The organism is Sphingomonas sp. P4_G3 (assembly GCF_056401105.1).
In genome coordinates this window covers 970,025-992,233 of sequence record NZ_JBFUJZ010000001.1, presented here as the reverse complement: position 1 = coordinate 992,233, position 22,209 = coordinate 970,025, and the positions used below count along the sequence as shown (strand labels likewise).

The following is a 22,209-nucleotide window of genomic DNA, read 5'->3' as shown; positions in this document are numbered from 1 at the left end:
TTTGCGGTGCCGCCGAGGTGCCCGGCAAAGGAGAACCACATGCCCAAAGGCGGCGTGCAGACCAATGTCACCTATAGCTGGGGCAACAGCAGCAACGAGAATGCGTGGGGGCCGTTTTCGCCAGGCTTTCCGCTCACGCCTGTCGTGCAGCAGCCTGTACGCGGCTACGACTTCAAGCCCAATATCAACGCGACGTTGCAGCCCCGCGCCTACGAGCAGACCGGGTTTCCAGCGCTGCGCGCGTTCGCCAATGTCGAACTGGTGCGGCTGGCGATCGAGACGCGCAAGGACCAGGTCGAGCGGCTCGACTGGCAGATCAAGCCGGTCGATGGCGCCGCCAAGATTGCCGACGATCCGCGCATCGTCGAGCTTACGCGGTTCTGGCGCAAGCCTGATGGGGTCACGCCGTTCGCGACCTTCATGCGATCGAGCCTGGAGGATTTGCTGACGCTCGATGCGCCGGCGTTCGAGAAGCGGCGCAACCGCGGCGGCAAGCTGATCGCGCTAGAGATCGTGCCCGGCGATACGATCCATCCGATGGTCGACGATACCGGACGGCGGCCGCGCGGCCCCGCCGACGTCGCCTATCAGCAGGTGATCAAGGGCGTGGTGTGGGCCAACCTGACCAATGCCGACCTGCTCTATGTGCCGCGGAACGTCCGACCGCATCATCTCTATGGCTTCGGGCCGGTCGAGCAGATCATCGTGACGATCAACACGATCCTGCGGCGCCAGGCGGCGCAATTGAGCTACTTCACCGAAGGCAATGTCCCGGCGGGACTGCTCAACGCGCCCGATGGATGGGATGCGGCGAAGATCCAGGAATTGCAGCAATGGTTCGACGATCGGATCGCGGGCAACGCGGCCGAACAGAACAAGCTGATATGGGGGCCGCATGGATCGCAATTCACCGCGTTCAAGGCGGCGCCGATCAAGGACGAGTTCGACGAATGGCTGGCGCGGATCGTCGCCTTCGCCTTCTCGCTGCCCCCTACCCCGTTCGTGCGCCAGATGAACCGCTCGACCGCGATGGAGGATCAGGAGCGCTCGCTCGAGGAGGGGTTGGAGCCGCTGCAGCTTTGGATGAAGCGCTGGATCGACGATGTGATCCAGATCGAGTTCGGTTACGCCGATCTGGAATTCGCGTTCGTCAAGGCGACCAGCATCGATCCGCAGGTGCAGTCGGAGATTGACGATCGCGATCTGCGCAACGGGTCGAAGACGATCGACGAGGTGCGGCATGCGCGCGGGGACGATCCGTTGCCCGATGGGCTAGGAGCGCGGCCGATATTGTATACCAGCGCAGGGGCGGTGTTGCTGGCGGATGCGATCGCGGGGGTGATGGCCGAACCAACGGAAGGCTGAACGGTGCTCGAACTACCAGTCGTGGTGACGCCGGCTCCGCTAGCCGCGCCTGCCACGGAAGATCGTCCAGCCGGCGAAGACGAACGACGCCAGCGCACCGAGCATCAGGACAAGCGCCGCGATATGATATTTGGCACGTTCGGGTGAGACACCATTCGCCCCGAACGGCGCGGCATCGCCCTCTGCCTCCAGCGAGCGACCGACGAAATAGAGTCCCGTGGCAACCGCCAGGAAGATGAGCGGCTTGAATTTCATGTCTTGCCCCCCGTGCCGACGTTCCGACCGCCCCCGCGATCCGGCCAAAGCGAGACTAACGCGACTGTGCGCGGAAGCCAAACAATAGCCGTAACGAGACCCCCTCACATCCTGAAAGGACAGCCATCGCATGACGCGGTTTCGCCAGTTCGGCGCGATCACCAAGGTCGAGGATCAGGAAGACGGCACGATCAAGGTCTGGGGCATCGCCTCATCCGAGACGCGCGACCAGCAGGGCGAGACGATCACCGCTGCGGCGATGAAGGCGGCCTTGCCCGACTATGGGCGCTTTCCGGCTTTGCGCGAGATGCACGAGCCAAGTGCCGCCGGGCGCGTGGTCGAGGCCGAGGTCGACGATCACGGTATCACCCAGATCTGCGCGCACGTCGTCGATCCGCTGGCGATCACCAAGGTGCGTGCGGGCGTCTATGCCGGCTTCTCGATCGGCGGGAAGGTGCTGAAGCGCGACACCGCAGATCGCAGCGTGATCACCGCGCTGAAGCTGGTCGAGATCAGCCTGGTCGACAGCCCGTGCAACCCCGACGCCGTCATCAACATGTGGAAGGCCGATATGGATTATGTTCCGAGTGGCGACGAGGTGGTCGCTAAGGCCCGCGAGCTGGCCGAGGATGCGGGATCACGGCGGTACAAGGATTTCCTGTTCAAGGCGCGCGAACGGCTGATCGCCGCGGCACTGGCGAGCGACCTGGGCGACGATGATGACGACGACGACCAGGACGAGGATCGTGACCCGGATGCGGGGGCCGACGCCGATGGCGACGACGATGCTCCCGCCGCGGATCCGGACGGCGGCAAGCCGGACGACCAGGACAAGCCACCGGCGGCCAAGCCGCAACTGAAGCCCAAACCGAAGTCAGCCGACCCTCAAGCCGATAGCGATGCCGACACGGATAATTCCGACGCGCCGCGCGAGGGCACTGAACCGCCTGATGCTGACGACGACGCGCCGCCTAAACCCAAGGCCAAGCCGGCGCCGGACAGCAAGGATCGGGTGAAGCGTGTCGCGACCGGCGACAATGCCGGTAACGACACCGAAGACACCGGCAGCGACGATGCCGGGGCTGCCCAACCCGATGCCGATCGCATCCAGGCGGCACACGACCACCTCGTCGCGCTGGGCGCGCAATGCCGCGCGGAAAATTGCGGAGACGCTGACCAGCCACCGGCAGATGCTACCGCACGCCCTCGCCCACAGGTTGCACCGCCCGCTCCCGATCCTGACGAGGACACCGAGAAGTTGCGACGCGGCGACGCGCTGGGCGACGGTATGATGGCCGAGCTCGCCAAACGCTTCGGCGACACGATCACGATGCTGAACGCGACGATCGGCGATCTGACCAAGCGCCTGGAGCAAGTTGAGGCCGAGCCGGCGGCGCCCAGAACCGCCGTCGGCCCGCTGCGCGCGGTGAGCAAGGCCGAGGACGCCTCGCCCAATTCAGCCAATGGCACGTCGGCAATCAGCGCCGACGATCTCAAGAAAGTGATCGACACCCTCCCTGAGCAGGAGCGCGGCCAGTTCCTGCTGCGCATCGCTCTGTCCAACCCGACTCTGGTTCACGCGGCCCGCGCAACCGCCTGACCTGTCGCCCGCGCCGTCGCGCTCGGGCCTCGTTCCTGCGCCTATCCAAAGGACGGATAGCAATGACCAATCTCACTCCCGACGAGATCAAGAAGTCGCTCGTCTCCAGCCTGTCGAACCCCGACGAGAATATTTCGCGCGCCATCATGCTGATGGCGGGCGGACGCCCCGATATGGTCGAAAAGGCCATTTCGACCGGCACCGGCCTGGTCGCCTATGACCTGCAGGCGCCGGCCAAGAACCTGTATCCGGTCAATACGCCGATCATCAAATCGCTGCCGCGCGTCGGCGGCGGGGGCGGCACCGCAACCAACTGGAAGTCGGTCACCGCACTGACCGGCTCGGGCTTCGACAATACGCCCTGGGTGCCCGAGGGGCAGCGCGCCGGTCAGATGGCCTACACCACCGCCGACCGCGCGGCGCCGTACCGGACGCTGGGCGAGGAAGACCAGGCGACGTTCGAAGCGATCTCCGCCGGCCGCACGTTTGAGGACATCAAGGCGTCGATGACGCAGCGCCTGCTGCAGAAAACGATGCTGAAGGAAGAAGCCGGCGTGATCTTCGGCAATGCCTCGCTGGCGCTGGGTACGCCGACCGCGCCGACGCTGAGCGCGGGCGGGACCGGATCGACCTTGCCGGGATCGGTGACCTATTCGGTGATCGTCGTCGCGCTGACGATGGAAGGCATGCGCAACAGCACACTGTCGAACGGTGTCGCGACGTCGAAGTCGGTGACCGGCGCCGACGGCAAGAGCTTCTCGATCAACGGCGGGTCGTCGATGAAATCGTCGGCCGCGAGCCAGGCGACGACCGGCGGCCAGGCGCTGTCGTGCAGCGTGCCGGCGATCCAGGGCGCGGCAGGCTATGCCTGGTTCGTCGGCACCGCGGGAAGCGAGAAGCTCGAGGCGATCAGCTCGACCAACAGCGTCGTGTTTGCCAAACCGCTTGCTGGTACGGGGCAGGCGGCGAGCGCGGTCAGCGCGGATTGCTCGACCAACTCGACCGCGTTCGACGGCTTGCTGACCACCGCGCTGAAGCCGGGGTCGGGCGCATACGTCAATTATCTCGCCACCGGCACGCCGGGCGCGGGCACGACCCTCACCTCTTCGGGCCAAGGGTCGGTGACCGAGATCGACGTGATGATGCAGTCGATGTGGGACAATTATCAATGCTCGGTCGACGTGCTCTACGTGAACAGCCAGGAGCAGCGGAACATCACCAAGAAGGTGCTCGCGTCGGGCACCGCGTCGCTGCTCAATTACTTCCAGGATCCGAAGGCGGGCGAAGTCGCGCTGACCGCCGGCGGCGTGGTCGAATATTATTACAACCCGTACCTCAACAAGAAGATTCCGATCCGCCTGCACCCCAACGTGTCGGCGGGGACGATCCTGGGCTGGGCCGGCGATTTGCCGGTCCAGTATCAGTCGAGCGAAGTGCCCAATGTCGCGGAAATGAAAGTGCGCCGCGATTACTACCAGATCGACTGGCCGATCACGACGCGTGCCGAGATGTCGGGCGTCTATGTCGAGGAGACGCTGGCGGTCTATGCGCCGTTCGCGATGGGCGTGATCGCCAACATCGCCAACGGCTGATCCTTCTCCCTCCCGGGCGCCCACCCCTTTGCCCCGGGCTTTCCTGGCCCCGCCGCGATGACCGGCGGGGCCTTTTCATGTTCGAGAGGAGATGCCGCGTGCCCGATAATCCTTCCCCGCGCCGGGCGCCCAAAGCGGCGCCCGCTGATATGGTCACGATGCATCATGAGGACGGCGCCGGGTGCAGTTGGCGCGGGCAATCCTTCGCGGCCGATGCCAAGGGCGTCGTGACCGTGCCGGTCGCGGCGGCGGCCGAGCTGCTCACGCACGGCTTCAGCTTCGTGAGCCGATGACGTCATGGCGGCGGGCGACCTCACCAATCTGTCGGCGGTCAAACGCTGGCTCAACATTTCGAGCGACAATGACGACGCGCTGCTGACCGATCTGGTCACTCAGGTCTCGTCGTTCGTCGAAAACACCATCCAGCGTAAGGTCCTGACGACGACGCATGTCGAGACTTATCGCGGGACCGGCGGATCGCGGTTCCTGCTGAGAAACTGGCCGGTCCAATCGGTGACGTCGGTCGAATGGGGCGAGACGCGGATCGACACTGTGGTCGATGCGATCGGCAACGCTTCGGGGGTCGCCACCGATGGGCGCAGCGTGATCCTGGTCGGATCGCGAACGCCGTACGATCGGCCGGTGCGAGTGACGTATGTCGCGGGATATGATTCCGTCCCGGCCGATCTAATGCTGGCGGTGACTGAACTGGTCGGCGAAGCCTATTCGGCCCGCACGCATATCGGCGAGACCAGCCATGCGAGTTCGGGCACGACCACCGTCGCGTTCAGCCGCGAGGCGATGCACCAGGCGGTGCTGGCACGGCTCAACAATTACATGTTGGCGGCGCCGCTATGAGCGTGACGCTGGATGCGGAGGCGCTGAGCGCCGGCCTCGATCGCCTGTCGTCGCAAGTGTCGGCGGCGGTCGAGGCCAAGGTGACGGCGGCGACCGCCGAACTGCAACGGCATGTGATCGACGACAAGCTTCACGGCCAGATGCTGAACGCGCGTACCGGTCGGCTGGCGAGCGCGGTCGAGCGCACGGTCGAGGCCAAGGACGACAGTATAGTCGGCCAAGTATTCGTGAATAATAACGTGCCTTATGCTGCGATCCTAGCATACGGTGGCAGTACGTCGCCGCATGACATCGTGCCCGACAAGGCCAAGGCGCTCGCCTTCGCGGCAGGCGGCAAGCACGTATTCGCGCGGGTGATCCACCATCCCGGATCGCGCTTTCCGGCGCGGCCCTATCTGGCAAGCGCACTAAGCGATGAGGCCGACGAGATCGCCGCTGCGCTGAAATTGGCGGCGATCACCGCCGCGCAGGAGGCGATCGGATGACCATTCGCAATCAGGTGTTCGACGCATTGCTGGCGCTGGGCGACGTGCGTTGGGGCAATGACGAAGGTTTTGTCGAGCGGTCGCGCCGGCTCAAGATGTGGGACAAGGCGCCGGTGCCCGGGCTGTATCAGATCGAGGGCACCGAGACGATTGCCTCGCTCGACGGCCAGCTCGACAAGCACAGCCTGCGCGCGAGCTGGATCATCTATCATCGCGGCGGCAAGGACCAGGCGGCGACCCCCGCCGAAACCAGTAACGCAATCCTCGACGCGATCGAGGCGGCGTTTCGCCCCGCGCTTCCCGGCGCGCGGCAGACGCTCGGCGGGCTCGCCTATCGCGCGTTCATCGACGGCACGATCCACAAGGACAATGGCGACCTGGACGGTCAGGCCATGCTGATCGTGCCGATCACCATCATCCTTCCCTGATCACAATGGAGAAACCAATGGCACGATCACAATCCGCCGCGGCCGACACCGATCCCCCGACGCCGACGGCGGACGGCGATACGGCCACCGCCCCTGCCCCAACAACGTCGCCTTTGCCGCCGCGCTTCACTGCGCCCGACCATGTCAGCGCGATTATCCTGTCGACCGGGCGCGAGATCGGCGTGGAAAATGGCGTGCTCACTGCGCCCACCGATCTGAGCGACGACGAACAGCGCCAGATCGCACGCGCGGGCTGCTCTCCCATCTAAGCTGCCAATTACTTTCAACTACGAACGCCAATGCCCGCTTCCTGCGGGCTTTTTTATTGGAGAAATCGCATGGCCATGTACAATTTCGGTGCCGGGGTGCTGTGGGGCACGCCGACTTTCGACGCGACAGGCGCGACGATCGCCAACCCGACCCCGCTGATGTTGGCGGTGACGCAGGAAGTCTCGATCGACATTCAGGGCGACATCAAGGAGCTCTATGGCTCCAACCAGTTCCCGGTCGCGGTCGGCCGCGGCAAGATGAAGATCACCGGCAAGGCCAAATATGGCCAGTTCAACGGCGCGGTGATGAACAGCCTGTTCTTCGGCCAGACGGTGACGTCGAGCCTGTACAGCATCGTCAATGACGTGACGGGCGCGACGATCCCGGCAACGCCGTTCACGATCACCCCGACCGTACCGGCCAGTGGCACCTGGGCGGGCGACCTGGGCGTGCGCGATGCCAGCGGCAACCCGATGACGCGCGTCGCCTCCGCCCCCACCGCCGGGCAGTACAGCGTCACCGCCGGCGCGTATCTGTTCGCAGCCGCCGATACCGGCAAGCTGGTCTTCATTAACTACAGTTACACCGCGACTTCCACGGTCGCGAAGACCTCGGTCGTACAGAACATCCAGATGGGTCAGGCACCCACCTTTCGCGCCGATTTCTTCAACCAGCTTGGCGGCAACGGGCTGGCGTTGACCTTATTCGCCTGCGTCTCGAACAAGCTCGCCCTGCAGACCAAGGTCGATGACTTCATGATCCCGGAACTCGATTTTTCGGCATTCGCCGATCCGTCGGGCAACGTACTGAAATGGGGGTCGGCGCAGTAATATGGCCAAGATCCATATTCTTGGGCGCGATTTCGCGATCGCGCCCTATAAGCTCGGCGAACTGCGCCGGGCCGCGCCGTTCATCGACAACATCCAACGCAAGACCGACGGCAGCGGATCGCTGTCCGATTTGATGGATTCCGCTGTCGACCTGCTCAACGTGCTATCGATCGGGCTGGTCAAGATCGATCCGGTGCTAACCGCCGACTATCTCGAGGCGAACGTGTCGATGGACGAGTTTGTCGGGCTGCAAACCGCTTTCCTGGACCTGAGCGAGGAATCGGGACTCAAGCGCAAGGGGGAAGCGATGGCTCCCACGGAAGCGGCGCCGGCGGGAGCCTCGAGCACGGACTTGCCGAGCTCGTCCACGATCTGATCACCGCTGGAATCGAGGGCGGGTCGAAGGCCGCGATCGAACGCGATTGGGGGCTGGCCGATGTCGATGCCCAATATCAGAGCTGGCGACGTACCGGCCCGCCACTCAACATCGCTGCAGTCGCGATTGCGCGAGCGTTGGGAGTCGATCTGATTCCCAGCAAGGACCGTAGCTCGGCCGAGACGCGGGAACTCTCGCCGACGCGGCCGACGCTCGCACGGCTTTGCGCCGAGGTCGCGATGCCGGTCGCCGGCGGCGACACCGCGGCGGCATCATGCGCGATACTCCAGAGACTGAAGGACATGTCATGAGCGATACCGTCTCCATCCGGATCACGGCCGACACATCCGGGGTGGAGGCGGGCATCCAACGGGTCCGTGGCGATCTGGGCGAGTTGAAGAGCACAGTCCAGGCCGCCGCGGACAGCATGAGCGGAGGCTTTGCCGGGATGCGCGGCGCGGTAGAACGCAGTGCTCAGTCGATGGATGCGCTGACCGCCAGCATGCACGGATTGAGGCCGCAGGAAATCGTCAGCGGCCTGAACGAAGTGACCGCCGCGCTGAGGCATAACAGCGCGGCGCTGCAGGAAATGGCCACCAAGTCCGGCGAGGGCAAAAGCGGTTTCGGCAAGCTGGTCGAAGGGATCAAGGGCGCGGCGGGCGTTGCCGGCGAACTGTACGAAGCGGGCAAGCAAGCCGCCCAGGCCATCGTGGCGATGGGGGAATCGTCCGAGAAGGTCAGCGTGCTGTCGAAGCAACTCGGAATGTCGACGCACCAAGTTCAACAATTGCAGGCAATGGCGCAGGCGACCGGAACCGACTTCACCAAATTGTCGCAGAGCGCGGCCGCGCTGGACAAGAATTTCAGCAAGAGCCCCGACACGTTCAAGAAACTCGGCATCGATATCAAGGCGGGGTCGGATCAGATGACGATCCTGACCACCGTGGCCGACAAGTTCGCCAAGACCACCGATGGTCCGCAAAAAACCGCGATGGCGATCAAGCTGATGGGCCAGGCTGGCGCCGAAGCGATCCCGTTCCTGAACCAGGGCGGCGCGGCGATCAGCGCGCTTGCGCAGAAGACCGATGCCTATGGGGCCGCTAACGACGGCGCGGTCGCCAGCGGTACGAAATTGGGAGAGTCGGTCAACGAGGCGCAGATCGCCTGGACCGGCGTCACCCAAACCTTGACCGCGGCACTCGCGCCGGTGGCGACCGAGATCGTCGACCGCTTCAACGAGCTCGCTAAGGCTTTCACGCAGAGCTATGCCAGCGGCGGCCTGGTCAAAACGATTTTCGACCTGTTGAGCGGTGCGATCGAGGGCGTCGGCGAGATCATCAATACGCTCGGCACGGCCTTTGCGGACCTTTGGCAGATCAGCGGCGCCGGTGGGCTGAACTGGTCTGAAATCCAGCATAATGTGATGAACGTCGTGATCACCGCGATCAAGACAGTGGTCGCCGCGGTCGTCGCGCTCGCGATCGGTTTCAAGATCGAGTTCGACCTGATCGCCGGCTATGCGCTCGACTGGTGGGGCAAGTTGAAGGAGGCGTTCGACTTCGCCGGGTTGGGCATCGAGGCCATCAAGAAGACGTTCCAGCTGTTCGGCCAGGTGGCCTATGATGCGCTGACGCTCCACTGGGGCTCGATCGCCTCCGACTGGGACAAGGGGCTTGCGGACATCGACGCCACCGTCCGCCGCCGCGGCGCCCAGATCGTCGGCGATGCCAAGAAAACGAGCGAACAGGCGCAAGGCTATCTCCGTGCGGCCCATGATCTGCAGAATAACGCGCCCGGAATGCTCGCCGGCGTTCTAAACAAGACACCTCCACCGCCGCCGAGCGGCGTGACCAAGCCGACTCCTTCTCCAACGCCGTCACCGACGCCGGCGCCCAGTCCGGGTCACGGCAATGCCGGCGGCGGCGCAGCGAAGCCGCAAAGCCGGATGAACGAATGGCAAGCGGTGCTCGACGAAAAGAAGCTGGCCATCCAGGCCGAAGCCGATGCCGACCGCAAGTTCCGCCAGATGTCGCTTCAGGACGAGAATGCCTATTGGGTGAACATCCTCGCCACCGTGAAGATGTCGAAAGACGAGGAGGTCGCAGTCAAGCGCAAGGCGACTGAAACCAGCATCGCCATGCATGAGGAGGAATTTCAATCCGAGGTCGATAAGCTTCGAAAGAAGCTCGATCTCGCGCATGGCAACCTTGCCGAAGAGACGAAAATAGGCAAGTCGATCGTCGACGCGACCAAGGAACATTATGGCGAGGAATCGAAGCAGGCTAAGGATACCGAACGACAGATCACCGAATATCTGCGCCGCGAAGCCGATGAACGCCGGCGCATTCAGGATGACTATTTCAAGCACGTTGCCGACATGCGGCATAGCGATATCGACGACGCTCAGGCCCAAGCCGAATATCTCAACCAGATGGGCGCGCTGAGCGACGCTCAGCTCCTCCAGCAACAGAAGAAGTTCGAAAACGATCGGTTCCAGATCGACAGCGACGAACTGATCCGTAAGCTCAACCAGCTCAAAGCCGACCCGACAACGAACCCCGATGTAATCAAGGGCCAGGATGCCAAGATCGAGCAGCTTGCGAAGCAGCATCAATTGCGCCTTAACGACATCAGCCGAAAGGCCAGTCTCCAGCGCAGCCAGATCGAACGCCAAGCTATCAATCAGATCGCGTCCGGCTGGAGCCAGAACATCGCAAAGATGCTCACGCTGCAGCAGGGGTTCGCCGCAACGGTTAAGGGCCTTTGGCAGACAGTGCAGCAGGCGATTGGCGACGCCATCGCAAAGATCATTGAGCAATGGCTTGCCAAGGAGCTGACGGCACTCGCGATCAAGCTCGGGATCCTGAAAACCGACGGCCAAAGCACGATCACTACCGAGGCCGCCAAGGCCGGCGCAGGCGGCACGGCGTCGATGGCCGCCGCACCGTTCCCGATGAACCTCGGTGCGGTAGGGTTCGGTGCAGCTATGTCCGCCGCAGCGGCATCGTACGGGACGATGGCCGGGTTCGATGTTGGCGCCTACGACCTGAGTAGGGACGGCATCGGCATGCTGCACAAGGGGGAAACGATCATCCCCGCCGATCAGGCCGGCGGATGGCGGAATGTCATGGGGCTATTCGCGTCGATGCCGACTTTCGGTGTCCCGCCGGTCGGATTCGCGGCCGGCGCGAACAGCAACGCCCCTTTTGCCGCGAACGACCAAGCCGGTGCGTCAGGTGGCTATCATTACCACGACCACACCGCGAGCGGCCTGTCCGAAGCGCAGATCGTCGCCAACCGAAACGCCTTCGCCAAGGCCATGAAGATGGCTCACCGCGAAGGCAAGCTGGGTTTCTCGCTGCAGCGCTAGCGCGGCTTGTCGGGCATTCGGAACGTGATTGACGAGCCCCCGTACGAACCGATGCCTGCAGCCATGCCGGCGACCGATCCCGCCACCACACTGACGCCGCACATTTCAGTATCGCCGAACATACCGGATGAGATGCTCGGGCCCGAAGGCATTTCCATGTACTGGTCCCGGCTTGCCCATTGTTTCTGCATCGCATCATATCGGCGGTAAAAGGCCAGACGGTCAGTCCCAACGCACTCGGGTCCAAGAACCGCGGTGGCGAGCTCGAAAATGTGCGTGTTATCCCAATCCTCCTGGGTGCGAGCCAGCAACGGGGCATGTTTCAGGAAGAATTTCACGTCGGTGACGTGCTCGCCATCATACAAATCCATCTGCGCGTGCAAGACATTCTGTCCAAAGATGTCCTTGTCGCGCGATCCAAACGTGACCAGGAACTCCACCAATTGCGAGATGGGACGTCCGTCGATGTCGTGCTGGACCGGCTTCGGAAGCTTGTAACCGCCTCCCATCCAGAGCGGCTCGGTCATGAGCGTCACGCCGAAGCTCAAGGTCGCAAGGCAAGTCACGGCGTCCACGCCGAGGCACTTTCTTGCCGCCGGATCTTGGCGGAGTTGCTCGGCCCGAGCCTTGATCGCCGCCACGGCCGCCGCATTTTCTTTTTTGTCCTTGTTGTCGGCGGCAGCTGGCGTCGCGACCATGGCCAACGCGATCGGCCCGATCATCCATCTTAACATTCGGTTCTCCTCCCGTTGATCTGGCTGCGCGCAACGACGGGGCTAGCATCGATCCGAGCTTGAACTGCAGCAATCGCGTCCGCGACCCTGTTGTGAAGGGACGACGCTATCATTGGGCAGGCTCCTCGCAATAGGGACTGCGTGCCGATAGATCGAAAACGGAGCAAAAACCTTCGAGCGTCATGCGACGATTTCGGAGCTGACTCCCTTGCCATGATCGCCCCGCCCGCGATCTGTCCGAAGCGCCGAAATACCGAACCGGAACGGGTTTGCGCACATCGCGTCCGCATCGCAGCGGCGGCAACAGCGCCGTGCCCAAACGCCCTGCGGCGATCCGCGCAGCCCATTCGATTGGAGACGAGATTGCCCACGCTCTATCTGCCGACCCGCTGGCTCGTCACCGCCGATCCGTCGATCGACGATGCCGACGTGTTCCCGACGTTGATCGGGCAATCGTTCCTGATGGTGAAGAAACCTATGTGGGCGACGAAAATCGCAACGGCCTCTTCCGGACGCGAGCGGCGGCGCAAGACCTGGTCGTATCCGCGCTGGCAATTCAAGGTCGCTTATGAGGTGCTGCGCGACCTGCCGTCGGCGCCGGACCTCGATCGGCTGGCGACGTTCTTCCTGCTGCATGGCGGGCAATATCAGGAATTCTTCTTCTTCGACCCGGGCGACAACACCGTGGCCGCACAACGGTTCGGGATCGGTGACGGGGTAACCACCAAGTTCCAGCTTATTCGGAGTATGGCGTTCGGTAACGCGACCTTTTCCGAGCCGGTCGGCGGCGTGCTCGGAACGCCAACCGTGTTTGCCGACACGACGCCGGTCGCGAGCTTCATGATCGGTCCGCGCGGATCGATCACCTTCGCCAGCGCGCCTGCAGCCGGAAAAGTGCTGACCTGGACCGGGCGCTTCATGTTCGTTTGTCGCTTCGACGACGACGCGCTCGAGCTCAACCAGATGATGCAGAGCCTGTGGTCGCAGGACGGACTCTCCTTCACCACGACCAAGGGCTGACCATGAAAGCTGCATCGCCTGCGCTGATCACCTTGCTCAACAGCGGCGCGGACTTTCAGATGGTCGACCTGTGGACGATCACGCTGGTCGGCGGGGCCGTCATCAGATGGTCGGGCGGAGACGTGCCGATCGTGTCGGGCGGCCACCTCTACGCGCTTGGCCCGATGATCGAGCGGCAGGATATCAGCGAGAAGATCGGACTCGACGTTACGACCGTCGACATGGCGATCGCCGCGAACCCAGACGATCTGATCAACGGCGTGCCGATCATCCCGTTCATCCGGGGGCATGGGTTCGATGGCGCGAATGTCCGACTGGACCGTGCGTTCCTGACCGATTGGGGCTTGCCGGTGGTCGGCACGGTGCTGAGGTTTTCGGGGCGCGTCACCGCGATCAGCGCGATTACCGGCGACAGCGCCACGATCACGGTGTCGTCCTGGACCGTGCTGCTCAACGCCAACATGCCGGCCAACCTCTATCAAGCGGCCTGCTTGCACGCGGTCTATGACGCCGGCTGCGCGCTCAATCCGGCGGCCTTCGCGGTGACCGGCATTGTCGGCGCGTCGCCGGCCCCAACACTCACGGTGTTCGACACCAGCCTGACACCACCGGCCAATGATTTCGCGCAGGGGCGCATCGTGTTCACGTCGGGACCGAATACCGGCATCTCGGCGACTATCATGGCGAACGATGCGGCGGGCCTGTTCCAGCTCGTCTCTCCCCTTCCCGCGCTGCCGGTCGCGGGCAACACCTTCACTGCCTATCCGGGGTGCGATCTGACGCAGAGCCGGTGTTCGGTCCGCTTCAACAATCTGGGGCGGTTCAAGGCGACGCCGTACGTCCCGGTGCCGGAGACCGCGTTCGGATGACGCGCGAGGATGTGGTGCGCGAGGCACTGGGCTGGGAAGGAACGCCGTATCATCACCGGGCGCGGTTGCGCGGCGTCGGGGTCGACTGCGCGATGCTGCCGGCGGCGGTGTATGAAGCGGTCGGGCTGATTCCGCGGGTCGAGCCCGATTACTCGCCGCAATGGATGCTGCATCGCGACGAAGAGCAGTTCCTGGGCTGGGTCACGCGGTTCGCGCGCGAGATTCCGCGCGAAGCGGCCGGGCCCGGCGACCTCGCGATCTGGAAATACGGCCGTTGCTATTCGCATGCCGCGATCGTCATCGCTCTGCCCGAAGTGCTGCACGCCGTGATCCGCGGCGGCGGCGTGGTCCGCGGCAATGCCGACCGCGACGAGGAGCTGCGCTCCCGGCCGGTCAAGTTCTTCACCCTGTTCGAGGATCAATGATGGGCGGCAAGTCAACCTCGACCACGTCGCCGAAGCTCAACGGGCTGCAGGTCCAATCGTCTACCCTAGGCCTGCCCATCTCCCTAGGTTGGGGCCGCGGCCGGATGAAGTGCAATCTGATGTGGTACGGCGCCTTCACGGCGATTGCGCACACCACCAAAACCGGCGGCAAGGGTCTAGGCGGCGGGTCGAAGAACACGACCTACACCTATACCGCCTCGATCATGATGGGCATTTGCGAGGGCGGCGCCAGCGGTATTCGGGGCATTCGCACGATCTACAAGGACACCGCCGTGCTGACGTCGCTGTCGGCCGCCGGGTTGAGCCTGGCGACGGGCAGCCCGACGCAACCGGTGTGGAGTTACCTGACTTCCAAAGTGCCGGCGCAGGCGATCCCCTATAGCGGCATCGCTTACGTCTATGCCCAGGATTACGACCTGGCCGACAGTGCGACGCTGTCGAACCACAGTTTCGAAATCGACTTCGGCGTGCAGCTGAGCGGTGTCGCGAACGGCGACGCCGACCCGAAGGATATCATCACCGATTTCCTGACCAATCCCGCTTACGGCGTGCCGATGTGGGGATCGGGGCTGATCGGCGACCTGTCCGATTATTCGCTCTATTGCCGCGCCAACAATTTACTCTTGTCGCCGGTGCTCGAATCGCAGTCGGGCGCGGCGTCGATCCTGGAAGAATGGCTGACCGCGACGAACTCCGCCGCCTTCTGGTCCGAGGGTGTGCTCAAGATCCGGCCCTATGGCGACGCCCCAGCAACCGGCAACGGCGTCACCTGGAATCCGAACCTCACACCCGCTTATGACCTGACCGAGGACGACCTGATCGTCGACGACAGCGGCAATGCCGTGTCGATCGAGATCGTCGACCAGTCCGACGCCTATAACATCGTTCAGTTCGAGTTCCTCGACCGCAGCCAGCAATATAATGTCGGCATCGCGACCGCCCAGGACCTGGACAACATCGTCACGTTCGGGCGGCGCAAGCAGGATCCGACGACGGTCCATTGCATTTGCGACGCCGACATCGCACGCAAGGCGGTGCAGCTCTATGCCCAGCGCGTTCTCTACACGCGCGAGAAATATGCGTTCAAGCTGCCATGGAACTTCGCGCTGCTCGAACCAACCGATCTCGTCACGCTGACGACGGCGACCGATTCACTGCAGCTCGATCGCGTGCTGGTGCGGATCATCGAGATTGGCGAGGACGCCGACGGGTTGCTGGCGATCACGGCGGAAGGCGTCCCCATCGGCATTGCCTCGGCGGCGCTTTATGCCTCCCACTCCGGCTCGGACGGATACAAGGCGAACACCGATATCGCGCCCGGATCGGTATCGGCACCTTGGCTGTTCATTGCGCCGCCGAACCTCGCCGGGCTCGATGCCGAAATGTGGGTGGCCGCCGCGTCGACATCGCCGACCTGGGGCGGCTGTCAGGTCTGGATCAGCACCGACGGCGCCAATTATTCGATGGTCGGGACGATCAATGGGCCGGCGCGCTATGGCACGCTAACCTCTGCGCTGGCGACGGGTGCCGATCCGGATACGACGAACACGCTGGCGGTCGATCTGTCGAACAGCCTGGGACAGCTCGACAGCGTCAGCACGTCGGATCGCGACGCTGGGGTTACGTTGTGCATGGTCGGCGACGAGGTGGTGTCTTATCGGACGGCAACCCTGACGGCAGCCAACCGCTATAACCTGACCCAGCTCCGTCGCGGCCAGCGCGGTACGATTTCTGGCGCGCATGCCGGTGGGACCAACTTCGCGCGGATCGACGATGCGATCTTCAGGTTCGGCTATGACGCCAGCAATGTCGGCGACACGATCTACGTCAAGCTTCCCTCGTTCAACATCTACGGCCGTGGGCTCGAGGATCTTGCCACGGCCACCGCTTATTCCATCGCGATCAGCTCGGCGCCAGCGCGCGCCGGCTATCGCGACATCAAGTTCGTGCGTTCCTATGCGCAACCGCCGACCCCCAGCGGGGATAATCCGTCGGGTTGGTATGACGGCATACCGGCCGGCACGGCGACGATCTGGTCCAGCACGGCGCTCAAGACGGCGAACGGAACTTTGTTGGGCATCTGGACCGCGCCGCAATCGCTGTCCGGCCTGACTCCCCGCGGCGATTATAGCAGCGGAGCGACCTATTTCCTGAATAACAGCGTCGCCTATGGCGGCGGCAGCTACGTCGCGACCCAGGACAATTTCAGCGGCCATGCGCCGACCGGCACCGGCCAGGCCAATGCATATTGGGACGTGCTAGCCGCACCGGGGAGCGCCGGGGCGCCGGCCGTGCCGCCAGGGGCATTCACCGCAACGATCAGCGTGCCGTCGGGATCGGCGGTCAACCTGCGGTCTTTGGCCGACGCCGCCGGCTATACGGGCAATTCGGACGCGACGGTGACCTTCAACGTCCCCAATGGCGTCAACGTCACCGGGCTTGCGAGCGGCGGCATCGGCATCGACACCGGCAGCTGGCCGACCACGTCCCATGCGATCGCGCTGACATTGGTCATCCAGAACGGCGGCTCGATTAGCGGCGGCGGCGGTGACGGCGGGAGCGGCGGCAGTGCCGGCATGGCCGGCGGCGATGCCATCTATGTCCGAGTACCGATGTCGGGCGGGATCACGATCAACGCCGGCGGCGCGGTGCGCGGCGGCGGCGGTGGCGGCGGATCGAACGCGATGGCTTCCCCCTACAAGATCGGCACCGGCGGCGGCGGTGGCGGTGCGCCGAACGGTCAAGGCGGTGCCGGTAGCGAGGGTTACCTGACGATCGGCAATGACGGCCAGGGCTGGTCCGCAGGCGGAGCCGGCGGCTCGCCGGGCGGCGGCGCCGGCGGCAGCTATGCGACCGCAGGCAGCCCGTCGAGCGGAGGTACGCCCGGCGGCGGTGCCGGCTTCGCCGTCCGCAAAAACGGCAACGCCGTCACCGTCACCAACAACGGCACGATGACCGGATCCGCCGCGTAACCACACCACGTCTTCCCAAAGGACTGGCCTCAATATGCAATATTACGAGTTCATCGCCTCCCGTGGCGACACGGGGGCCGTGTTGCCGTTCGCCAAGGTCACCGTGTTTCTGGCGGGTACGACGACGCTGGCAACGATCTTCGACAGTGCCAATGCCGGCCTGGCGAATCCGACGACGGCGGCGACGTCCGGGCTGGTGGGGTTCGCGGCCGCCAACGGTGCCTATGACGTTCAGATCGCGTCGGCGGACGGATCGTATCTCGCGCCGATGGTCCATGACCTTCAGCTGTACGACCTGACGCAGTTGGATGCGCAGGTGGCATCGGTCGCGGCGGCCACGACCGCTCCGGGGTTTCTTGCGGTCGTTGCCGACCTGGCACTCGGCGCGGCGAGCAAGATCGGTACGGTGGCTGCGGACTTGTTGAGCGGGGCCAGCAATATAGCGGTGGTTGCGGCTGATCTGGCTTTGGGCGGTGCTTCGCTGATCAGGCAGGCGATTTCGAGTGCGTCAGCGGCGGCGTCTTCTGCCGCGGCGGCGGCAGCGAGTGCTGCCAGTGTGCCTGCGGGAGCCGCTACGTACATTGAAAGCCACGGACCGCCGGCTAACAACATCGGCATACCTGGCGCGTTCTATTTTGATCTAGACAGCGGTTATCTCTATGGGCCCAGGACCGCGATCGGTTGGCCAGCCGGTGTGTTGGCATCGCGTGGCGCGCTTCCGTCGACCACCCGTGTGCGCACCGATCTGCGCACCGTTGGGGCCACATTGCCGGCCAATCAGGCGACTGTAACCCGCAACAGCGTATCGACCGACATGCTGCCAAGCGACCCCTACACCTATGTTCCGACCAGCTATGCTATCAACACGCCCGTAATCCGGCCGGGCAAGGGCCTGTTCGCTTTCACGCGCGCGCTGCAGTTGCTCGCGACGCCCGGCGCGCCAGCCGGAGAGACGGTCGCGGTTCCCGCGGGCTGGATCGCCGTCACTGCGTGGGGTCCTCCCGGCAGCGCCTATGTGAGCGCAGCAGGAACCGCGACCGGCACCGGTTTCGGGTCGCTCTCTGGCACCGCAGGCGTCCCCCAATTTATCAACATCACGGCAGCCGGCACAATCACCCTGACCCCATCCGGCGGTCTTACGAAGGCGAATGTTGTCTATAACCCGTCTTCGCCTTCCGAGACGGAAGCGGTGCCCTACATCGCTTCGCAGGCGACCCGGGAAGCGGATCAAATCCCCGCGGGCTCCGCCTTCCTTGCAGCGATGCAGTCGCCGCAGGGTTACCTGCTAATGGGTATCTCTGACCAGAACACCCGGAACTATGGCGCGCCGCCGTTCTTCCTCGGGTTCAATAACGCCGGCAAGTGGTTCGTGAACACCAACACGAAGGTCACCATGTCTGACGGCGGCAGCAACACGAGCAGCGACCTGGGCAATGACACCTTCTCGAAGGGCGCGACCGTAGGGCGCACCTGGGATGCGACCGCAACGATGACTTTCGGCGGCGGCAGCAAATTCGAGACATCGCACCCCTTCGCAAAAAACGGCGGCGTCGCGATCACCTCGGCCTCGCTTGGAGGGCCGAAAGGGACTGGCGGTACTACCGGTCAGCAAGTGCTCAACGGCTGCATCGGTTGGTGGGAATACGACACCGTCGCCCGCCTGACCGACGAGCAATTGTGGAATGCCTACACGTCGCAACCCGCCCCGGCGCTAGATTCGCTGCTCAAGAACTATGTCGGCTCGACACAGTTCGCCAAATTCATCGCATCTATGCACCAGCTGAAGGCCGGCATCATAGACCACGTCAAAGTGGGGGTTATCGGCCCGTCACACGAAGGTGGCGTTGGGCTCGCGGGCGATACCGACATTCGGTCCAATAGCTGGATGTCGCAAATGGTAACCGCCCTCGAAGTCGACGGTTTCAGCGTCGCTGAAGCCTTTTGCAGCACCGGCTCGCAGATTTTCTCGGGTGGCACGATCAAGCACGACGCTAGGTTAAGCTACACCGGCACGGCGCCAACAACGACAGGTGTCGATTTCGGACGCTTCGTGATCATCATCCCGGCGGGCACAGTTCTGACGTTCAATTCCGGTCGTGCGAACAGTCGCTTCGTTCTCTATCCCTATACCGACGCCACCGGCCGTGGCGCCGTCGAGGTGTCCACGGACGGCGGGACGACACCGATCGCGGCTAACGAGACGGGTCTTACCAGCAACAGCACTACGTCAGCGACGTTCACCGGGGTGATAACGAATAGTGTCCTAACCACAACGGGCACGACCGGAACGATCCGGGTCGGGGACCGACTGGCGATGACGACCGGCGTCATCGGTGGCTCGGCAATCCTCGCCCAGTTGAGCGGTACGTCGGGCGGCGACGGGACGTACAGCGTGTCTAACACGCTCAACACGACAAGCCGCAGCATGTGGACGAAGGCGCTGCTCGTCCGCACCTATGACGCCGCGCTCGGAAACAACGTCTGGAGCATCAAGGCGGTCGGCAATCCCGTGCGAGTCTGTCTCGGGTACGCTTATAATCCGGCGGCGAAATCGTTCGTGTTCTTCAACGGTGGGGCGGATGGCTTCAACGTTCTCAACCTATCGCGGGATGACGACGTCGAGACAAGCTACTCCTACCCAGTTCGTGTGCTTGGATGCTCGCTCTGGTTCGGCTGCGGCGATGATACCAATGACATGGCCAGCGGCGGCACGGCGTGGTCTTCTTACAATCCACAAGCGAGCACCATCATCGCCAACGCACAGCTCAGCGGCAGCGTCGTTCTGTTCACCGATCCCGAGTCCAGCACGACCAGTTTCAGCCGCGCGCTTTCGGATAAAATCACTGAGCAGGGCCGTGCCGTCGGATCGGCAGCGAATGTCCCGATTTACGACTTCTACGCGTATTACAATTCCGATCCGGTCAGGTGTCAGTGGGATATTTTGAACCCCAACGCTGCCTATAACGACCTGACGCACCTGTCGCGCCGAGCGAACAAGCGATTCAAGTCAAACCAGATGCGGGTGCTGTTCAATCGGCTCATCGGACTCGCGTAAGTCAGCGGGAGGGCACATAGCCGATGCAGGCCGCAAGTGCGTTGACAGTTATAGCCGCTCGCCAATCCTCTTGGCGAGCCGGTGCGACGGCTTCTCGACCACTCGATAGAAGGCGTAAGCGCATAGACCAACAGCAATGGCCTGTACTGGATATAGAGCGCCCGGAAGGTGCGAGTGATAGATGTCACCGAATAGTGTCAGCGGAAATCGGTGGATGAGGTAAACTGAGTAAGCCGCACCGCCGAGCGCTTCCAATCGATCGTTCGTCCGGTGGCTGGTGAGACGCTGGAGTTCCTTCGCCAACCATAAATACCCGACGGGGACGAATGCGGCGACTGCCCAAGTGAGCGGAATCTTTGGTCCGTGATAGAACAGGACGGTCGCGAGAACACCGCAGACCGGCAGCGCCCCACGTAATAGCCATACTGACGGGAGGCGATAATTGAACAGCGCTCCCGATCGATAGCGTTCCGCAAGAATGGCCCCAAGCAGCCACATTGGCGCGCAGAAAACAAATGTTAGGGCGCCGAAATTGAGAGGACGGAGCGCCTCAGGGAAGCTCGCAAGTAATCCGACACTAGCGATGATGCTTATAGCGGTCGCCCGCTCCCAGCGGCCGCGTAGAATGGGGAAAAGTACCGGGTACAGCGCGTAATAGGCTAACTCGCAATAGACGCTCCACAGCACGCTATCGAGCGCGCCGACGTACTGCTCCCCTGCGGCGCGCGCGGCGATAACGATAACGATTAACGGAATGCCGATCCGAAGGCCCCGTTTTACCCAGAACGGCAGGATCGCGACCCGCTCCTTGGCGACGTTCGGGAAATGGATGCAGAAACCCGAGATAAAGAAGAAGACGCACACCGCGAGGGTGCCGTTGGGAAGACTATTCCATAGGCCGGCAATCAGCTTGAACTGCCCGCTGGTTTCACCGGCGAACCGGTCGAACGGGATCCACGCGCCATGGCCAGCCACTACGACTGATGCTGCCAAGAACCGGAAGGTATCGAGCCCGCGCACGAAATGCGGGCTGATCTTTGCGTCTTCGTCGTTTGATGCGAGATCGTGCATTCGAGCGGCGTAGCGGCGTCGGCTTCGAGCGCAAAGTGAATTGACGGCCCCACTCCTGAGTGACTCTGCGTGGCAAAACCCGTCCGCCAGAACAAGCAGTCACCGCCTCTTTGAGAGTACCCCCCAATGACCAGGCCCGCCAAAGCCCCGCCAACCTGGCTGGCGTGGCTTCCCGTCATCACGACGATTTTCCTGATCGCGGGCTTCCTATGGGCAGGCGGCGGCAAGATGAACGAACTGGCTGAGCACGAACGCCGCCTCACCGCGCTGGAAACCCGTCGCGAATTCGACGCCGACAAGCTCGACAAGATCAATGAGCGCACCGCGCGGATCGAGGCAAAGCTCGAGGTGCTCGTCCCCTCATCCGGCCAAACCAGGACAGGACAACCGTGATGTTCGATCCGGGCTCGATGCTCATCCTCTTCGCTCTGGCGCTGATGATGGTGTCGCCGATCCATATGACTATCACGCGGCCACGGATCAGCATCACTCAGGTCGCGCCGATGTTGCGTGAATCATTCCCGCCGCCGGCACTCGAGCCCGACCTCAACGAGCCGGAGCGGCTCGCCGACGAACACTCGCCAACGACCCGCTGATCCGCGCGACCGCCGCG

22 protein-coding genes are annotated in these 22,209 nt (G+C 63.5%); 18 read left to right on the top strand and 4 right to left on the bottom strand.

Going from position 1 to position 22,209, the window contains the following annotated elements; all coding sequences use genetic code 11:
* Positions 1-39 precede the first annotated feature (39 nt).
* Positions 40-1,365, top strand: coding sequence for a phage portal protein (locus AC1DQQ_RS04590; RefSeq protein ID WP_478044384.1), 1,326 nt, complete (start codon positions 40-42; stop codon positions 1,363-1,365).
* A gap of 39 nt (positions 1,366-1,404) precedes the next feature.
* Here AC1DQQ_RS04590 and AC1DQQ_RS04585 read toward each other — a convergent pair whose 3' ends face one another.
* Positions 1,405-1,620, bottom strand: a complete 216-nt coding sequence (locus AC1DQQ_RS04585) for a hypothetical protein (RefSeq protein ID WP_478028688.1) — start codon at positions 1,618-1,620, stop codon at positions 1,405-1,407.
* A gap of 130 nt (positions 1,621-1,750) precedes the next feature.
* Here AC1DQQ_RS04585 and AC1DQQ_RS04580 point away from each other — a divergent pair, with 130 nt between their 5' ends.
* The 9 genes from AC1DQQ_RS04580 to AC1DQQ_RS04540 all read left to right on the top strand — a co-directional run bounded on the left by AC1DQQ_RS04580 (position 1,751) and on the right by AC1DQQ_RS04540 (position 8,059).
* Positions 1,751-3,220 (top strand): HK97 family phage prohead protease, encoded by a 1,470-nt coding sequence (locus AC1DQQ_RS04580; RefSeq protein ID WP_478028687.1) that lies wholly within the window; start codon positions 1,751-1,753, stop codon positions 3,218-3,220.
* Positions 3,221-3,282: 62 nt separating this feature from the next.
* Complete coding sequence (locus tag AC1DQQ_RS04575; RefSeq protein ID WP_478041923.1) at positions 3,283-4,812, top strand: hypothetical protein; 1,530 nt, start codon at positions 3,283-3,285, stop codon at positions 4,810-4,812.
* 98 nt (positions 4,813-4,910) lie between these two features.
* On the top strand, positions 4,911-5,105 hold the full coding sequence (locus AC1DQQ_RS04570; protein ID WP_478028685.1) for a hypothetical protein: 195 nt from the start codon (positions 4,911-4,913) through the stop codon (positions 5,103-5,105).
* A gap of 4 nt (positions 5,106-5,109) precedes the next feature.
* Positions 5,110-5,670 carry a head-tail connector protein gene (locus tag AC1DQQ_RS04565; protein ID WP_478028684.1) on the top strand — a complete coding sequence of 187 codons (561 nt, stop codon included), beginning with the start codon at positions 5,110-5,112 and terminating at the stop codon, positions 5,668-5,670.
* The gene (locus tag AC1DQQ_RS04560) at positions 5,667-6,155 is read left to right on the top strand and encodes a hypothetical protein (protein ID WP_478041922.1); all 489 of its coding nucleotides are present in this window, start codon (positions 5,667-5,669) and stop codon (positions 6,153-6,155) included. Before AC1DQQ_RS04565 ends, AC1DQQ_RS04560 begins: the two co-directional genes overlap by 4 nt.
* The gene (locus AC1DQQ_RS04555; protein ID WP_478028682.1) at positions 6,152-6,583 is read left to right on the top strand and encodes a hypothetical protein; all 432 of its coding nucleotides are present in this window, start codon (positions 6,152-6,154) and stop codon (positions 6,581-6,583) included. The genes AC1DQQ_RS04560 and AC1DQQ_RS04555 overlap by 4 nt, the downstream gene beginning before the upstream one ends.
* Positions 6,584-6,600: 17 nt before the next feature.
* Positions 6,601-6,852, top strand: a complete 252-nt coding sequence (locus AC1DQQ_RS04550) for a hypothetical protein (RefSeq protein ID WP_478041921.1) — start codon at positions 6,601-6,603, stop codon at positions 6,850-6,852.
* Positions 6,853-6,921: 69 nt separating this feature from the next.
* Complete coding sequence (locus AC1DQQ_RS04545; RefSeq protein ID WP_478028680.1) at positions 6,922-7,683, top strand: hypothetical protein; 762 nt, start codon at positions 6,922-6,924, stop codon at positions 7,681-7,683.
* Between the two features lies 1 nt (position 7,684).
* On the top strand, positions 7,685-8,059 hold the full coding sequence (locus tag AC1DQQ_RS04540) for a hypothetical protein (RefSeq protein WP_478028679.1): 375 nt from the start codon (positions 7,685-7,687) through the stop codon (positions 8,057-8,059).
* A 76-nt stretch (positions 8,060-8,135) separates the two neighbouring features.
* Here AC1DQQ_RS04540 and AC1DQQ_RS04535 read toward each other — a convergent pair whose 3' ends face one another.
* Entirely contained in the window at positions 8,136-8,363 is a 228-nt protein-coding gene (locus AC1DQQ_RS04535; RefSeq protein WP_478028678.1) for a hypothetical protein, read from the bottom strand.
* Positions 8,364-8,366: 3 nt separating this feature from the next.
* On the opposite strand from AC1DQQ_RS04535, the gene AC1DQQ_RS04530 reads away from it, so the two are divergent.
* Positions 8,367-11,429 (top strand): phage tail tape measure protein, encoded by a 3,063-nt coding sequence (locus AC1DQQ_RS04530; protein WP_478044382.1) that lies wholly within the window; start codon positions 8,367-8,369, stop codon positions 11,427-11,429.
* On the opposite strand, the gene AC1DQQ_RS04525 is transcribed toward AC1DQQ_RS04530, so the two are convergent.
* On the bottom strand, positions 11,426-12,163 hold the full coding sequence (locus tag AC1DQQ_RS04525) for a hypothetical protein (RefSeq protein ID WP_478041919.1): 738 nt from the start codon (positions 12,161-12,163) through the stop codon (positions 11,426-11,428). The genes AC1DQQ_RS04530 and AC1DQQ_RS04525 overlap by 4 nt on opposite strands.
* A gap of 363 nt (positions 12,164-12,526) precedes the next feature.
* Between AC1DQQ_RS04525 and AC1DQQ_RS04520 the strand changes: the two genes are divergently transcribed.
* The 5 genes from AC1DQQ_RS04520 to AC1DQQ_RS04500 are packed head-to-tail and all read left to right on the top strand — an operon-like array spanning position 12,527 to position 20,525.
* A complete protein-coding gene (locus AC1DQQ_RS04520) occupies positions 12,527-13,183 on the top strand; it encodes a DUF2460 domain-containing protein (protein WP_478028675.1) in 657 nt (218 codons plus the stop codon).
* Between the two features lie 2 nt (positions 13,184-13,185).
* Positions 13,186-14,052 carry a DUF2163 domain-containing protein gene (locus AC1DQQ_RS04515; RefSeq protein WP_478041918.1) on the top strand — a complete coding sequence of 289 codons (867 nt, stop codon included), beginning with the start codon at positions 13,186-13,188 and terminating at the stop codon, positions 14,050-14,052.
* A complete protein-coding gene (locus tag AC1DQQ_RS04510) occupies positions 14,049-14,477 on the top strand; it encodes an NlpC/P60 family protein (RefSeq protein ID WP_478028673.1) in 429 nt (142 codons plus the stop codon). The genes AC1DQQ_RS04515 and AC1DQQ_RS04510 overlap by 4 nt, the downstream gene beginning before the upstream one ends.
* On the top strand, positions 14,477-17,470 hold the full coding sequence (locus AC1DQQ_RS04505) for a phage tail protein (RefSeq protein ID WP_478044381.1): 2,994 nt from the start codon (positions 14,477-14,479) through the stop codon (positions 17,468-17,470). The genes AC1DQQ_RS04510 and AC1DQQ_RS04505 overlap by 1 nt, the downstream gene beginning before the upstream one ends.
* A 34-nt stretch (positions 17,471-17,504) precedes the next feature.
* Complete coding sequence (locus AC1DQQ_RS04500) at positions 17,505-20,525, top strand: hypothetical protein (protein ID WP_478044379.1); 3,021 nt, start codon at positions 17,505-17,507, stop codon at positions 20,523-20,525.
* 48 nt (positions 20,526-20,573) lie between these two features.
* On the opposite strand, the gene AC1DQQ_RS04495 is transcribed toward AC1DQQ_RS04500, so the two are convergent.
* Positions 20,574-21,596, bottom strand: a complete 1,023-nt coding sequence (locus AC1DQQ_RS04495) for an acyltransferase family protein (RefSeq protein ID WP_478044378.1) — start codon at positions 21,594-21,596, stop codon at positions 20,574-20,576.
* Between the two features lie 126 nt (positions 21,597-21,722).
* Here AC1DQQ_RS04495 and AC1DQQ_RS04490 point away from each other — a divergent pair, with 126 nt between their 5' ends.
* Positions 21,723-21,989 (top strand): hypothetical protein, encoded by a 267-nt coding sequence (locus AC1DQQ_RS04490; RefSeq protein WP_478028667.1) that lies wholly within the window; start codon positions 21,723-21,725, stop codon positions 21,987-21,989.
* Complete coding sequence (locus AC1DQQ_RS04485) at positions 21,989-22,192, top strand: hypothetical protein (protein ID WP_478044376.1); 204 nt, start codon at positions 21,989-21,991, stop codon at positions 22,190-22,192. The genes AC1DQQ_RS04490 and AC1DQQ_RS04485 overlap by 1 nt, the downstream gene beginning before the upstream one ends.
* Positions 22,193-22,209 lie beyond the last annotated feature (17 nt).

Coding starts and splice junctions, on each gene's coding strand:
- AC1DQQ_RS04590 (WP_478044384.1), top strand. CDS start 40: ATGCCCAAAGGCGGCGTGCAGACCAATGTCACCTATAGCTGGGGCAAC.
- AC1DQQ_RS04585 (WP_478028688.1), bottom strand. CDS start 1,620: ATGAAATTCAAGCCGCTCATCTTCCTGGCGGTTGCCACGGGACTCTAT.
- AC1DQQ_RS04580 (WP_478028687.1), top strand. CDS start 1,751: ATGACGCGGTTTCGCCAGTTCGGCGCGATCACCAAGGTCGAGGATCAG.
- AC1DQQ_RS04575 (WP_478041923.1), top strand. CDS start 3,283: ATGACCAATCTCACTCCCGACGAGATCAAGAAGTCGCTCGTCTCCAGC.
- AC1DQQ_RS04565 (WP_478028684.1), top strand. CDS start 5,110: ATGGCGGCGGGCGACCTCACCAATCTGTCGGCGGTCAAACGCTGGCTC.
- AC1DQQ_RS04560 (WP_478041922.1), top strand. CDS start 5,667: ATGAGCGTGACGCTGGATGCGGAGGCGCTGAGCGCCGGCCTCGATCGC.
- AC1DQQ_RS04555 (WP_478028682.1), top strand. CDS start 6,152: ATGACCATTCGCAATCAGGTGTTCGACGCATTGCTGGCGCTGGGCGAC.
- AC1DQQ_RS04550 (WP_478041921.1), top strand. CDS start 6,601: ATGGCACGATCACAATCCGCCGCGGCCGACACCGATCCCCCGACGCCG.
- AC1DQQ_RS04545 (WP_478028680.1), top strand. CDS start 6,922: ATGGCCATGTACAATTTCGGTGCCGGGGTGCTGTGGGGCACGCCGACT.
- AC1DQQ_RS04540 (WP_478028679.1), top strand. CDS start 7,685: ATGGCCAAGATCCATATTCTTGGGCGCGATTTCGCGATCGCGCCCTAT.
- AC1DQQ_RS04535 (WP_478028678.1), bottom strand. CDS start 8,363: ATGTCCTTCAGTCTCTGGAGTATCGCGCATGATGCCGCCGCGGTGTCG.
- AC1DQQ_RS04530 (WP_478044382.1), top strand. CDS start 8,367: ATGAGCGATACCGTCTCCATCCGGATCACGGCCGACACATCCGGGGTG.
- AC1DQQ_RS04525 (WP_478041919.1), bottom strand. CDS start 12,163: ATGTTAAGATGGATGATCGGGCCGATCGCGTTGGCCATGGTCGCGACG.
- AC1DQQ_RS04515 (WP_478041918.1), top strand. CDS start 13,186: ATGAAAGCTGCATCGCCTGCGCTGATCACCTTGCTCAACAGCGGCGCG.
- AC1DQQ_RS04510 (WP_478028673.1), top strand. CDS start 14,049: ATGACGCGCGAGGATGTGGTGCGCGAGGCACTGGGCTGGGAAGGAACG.
- AC1DQQ_RS04505 (WP_478044381.1), top strand. CDS start 14,477: ATGGGCGGCAAGTCAACCTCGACCACGTCGCCGAAGCTCAACGGGCTG.
- AC1DQQ_RS04500 (WP_478044379.1), top strand. CDS start 17,505: ATGCAATATTACGAGTTCATCGCCTCCCGTGGCGACACGGGGGCCGTG.
- AC1DQQ_RS04495 (WP_478044378.1), bottom strand. CDS start 21,596: ATGCACGATCTCGCATCAAACGACGAAGACGCAAAGATCAGCCCGCAT.
- AC1DQQ_RS04490 (WP_478028667.1), top strand. CDS start 21,723: ATGACCAGGCCCGCCAAAGCCCCGCCAACCTGGCTGGCGTGGCTTCCC.
- AC1DQQ_RS04485 (WP_478044376.1), top strand. CDS start 21,989: ATGTTCGATCCGGGCTCGATGCTCATCCTCTTCGCTCTGGCGCTGATG.